Source organism: Litchfieldia sinesaloumensis (assembly GCF_900156865.1).
Classification (GTDB): domain Bacteria; phylum Bacillota; class Bacilli; order Bacillales; family Bacillaceae_L; genus Ferdinandcohnia; species Ferdinandcohnia sinesaloumensis.
Genome location: NZ_LT732529.1, coordinates 3,965,866 through 3,968,012, shown reverse-complemented (window position 1 = coordinate 3,968,012; position 2,147 = coordinate 3,965,866). Strand labels below are relative to the sequence as shown.

The 2,147-nt window shown below is 51.8% G+C and carries 1 rRNA gene; it reads right to left on the bottom strand.

The window, feature by feature from the left end:
• Window positions 1–576: 576 nt before the first annotated feature.
• Window positions 577–2,128, bottom strand: a 16S ribosomal RNA gene (locus tag CZ490_RS19505).
• Between the last annotated feature and the right edge of the window lie 19 nt (window positions 2,129–2,147).

The window sequence follows — 2,147 nt, the reverse complement described above, 5'->3', positions numbered from 1 at the left end:
TACCTTCTCTGACGGACCTTTCCAGGTCGCTTCGTCTACTCCGTTCTTTTGTAACTCCGTATAGAGTGTCCTACAACCCCAAGAGGCAAGCCTCTTGGTTTGGGCTATCTTCCGTTTCGCTCGCCGCTACTCAGGAAATCGCGTTTGCTTTCTCTTCCTCCGGGTACTAAGATGTTTCAGTTCCCCGGGTCTACCTTCTCTTACCCTATGTATTCAGGTAAGGATACTGCCCCATTACGAGCAGTGGGTTTCCCCATTCGGAAATCTTCGGATCAATGCTTACTTACAGCTCCCCGAAGCATATCGGTGTTAGTACCGTCCTTCATCGGCTCCTAGTGCCAAGGCATCCACCGTGCGCCCTTATTAACTTAACCTGTTCGGCTTTGATAAGCGGCGAATTTCTTCTTGCTTCTCATGCGCCTTAAAGTTATAAGAACTTTTACTACTTCAATGAATGTTTTGTTACGTTATCTAGTTTTCAAAGAACGAAAGAATGAAAGCGCAAAAAGCACTCTCAAAACTGACCACAATACAAAGCGTCTTTTTATGAAGTTCGTAGAACTTCAGTTTCCTTAGAAAGGAGGTGATCCAGCCGCACCTTCCGATACGGCTACCTTGTTACGACTTCACCCCAATCATCTGTCCCACCTTAGGCGGCTGGCTCCTTGCGGTTACCCCACCGACTTCGGGTGTTACAAACTCTCGTGGTGTGACGGGCGGTGTGTACAAGGCCCGGGAACGTATTCACCGCGGCATGCTGATCCGCGATTACTAGCGATTCCGGCTTCATGCAGGCGAGTTGCAGCCTGCAATCCGAACTGAGAATGGTTTTATGGGATTCGCTTAACCTCGCGGTTTCGCTGCCCTTTGTACCATCCATTGTAGCACGTGTGTAGCCCAGGTCATAAGGGGCATGATGATTTGACGTCATCCCCACCTTCCTCCGGTTTGTCACCGGCAGTCACCTTAGAGTGCCCAACTAAATGCTGGCAACTAAGATCAAGGGTTGCGCTCGTTGCGGGACTTAACCCAACATCTCACGACACGAGCTGACGACAACCATGCACCACCTGTCACTTATGTCCTCGAAAGGAAAGCCCTATCTCTAGGGATGGCATAAGGATGTCAAGACCTGGTAAGGTTCTTCGCGTTGCTTCGAATTAAACCACATGCTCCACCGCTTGTGCGGGCCCCCGTCAATTCCTTTGAGTTTCAGTCTTGCGACCGTACTCCCCAGGCGGAGTGCTTAATGCGTTTGCTGCAGCACTAAAGGGCGGAAACCCTCTAACACTTAGCACTCATCGTTTACGGCGTGGACTACCAGGGTATCTAATCCTGTTCGCTCCCCACGCTTTCGCGCCTCAGCGTCAGTTACAGACCAGAGAGCCGCCTTCGCCACTGGTGTTCCTCCACATCTCTACGCATTTCACCGCTACACGTGGAATTCCGCTCTCCTCTTCTGCACTCAAGTCCCCCAGTTTCCAATGACCCTCCACGGTTGAGCCGTGGGCTTTCACATCAGACTTAAAGGACCGCCTGCGCGCGCTTTACGCCCAATAATTCCGGATAACGCTTGCCACCTACGTATTACCGCGGCTGCTGGCACGTAGTTAGCCGTGGCTTTCTGGTTAGGTACCGTCAAGGTACCGCCCTATTCGAACGATACTTGTTCTTCCCTAACAACAGAGCTTTACGACCCGAAGGCCTTCTTCGCTCACGCGGCGTTGCTCCGTCAGACTTTCGTCCATTGCGGAAGATTCCCTACTGCTGCCTCCCGTAGGAGTCTGGGCCGTGTCTCAGTCCCAGTGTGGCCGATCACCCTCTCAGGTCGGCTACGCATCGTCGCCTTGGTGAGCCGTTACCTCACCAACTAGCTAATGCGCCGCGGGTCCATCTGTAAGTGGTAGCTAAAAGCCACCTTTTAATTGAAGACCATGTGGTCTTCGATGTTATCCGGTATTAGCTCCGGTTTCCCGAAGTTATCCCAGTCTTACAGGCAGGTTACCCACGTGTTACTCACCCGTCCGCCGCTAACTTTTGGGAGCAAGCTCCCAAAAGTTCGCTCGACTTGCATGTATTAGGCACGCCGCCAGCGTTCATCCTGAGCCAGGATCAAACTCTCCAATAAGAGTATTGATTGCTCAATA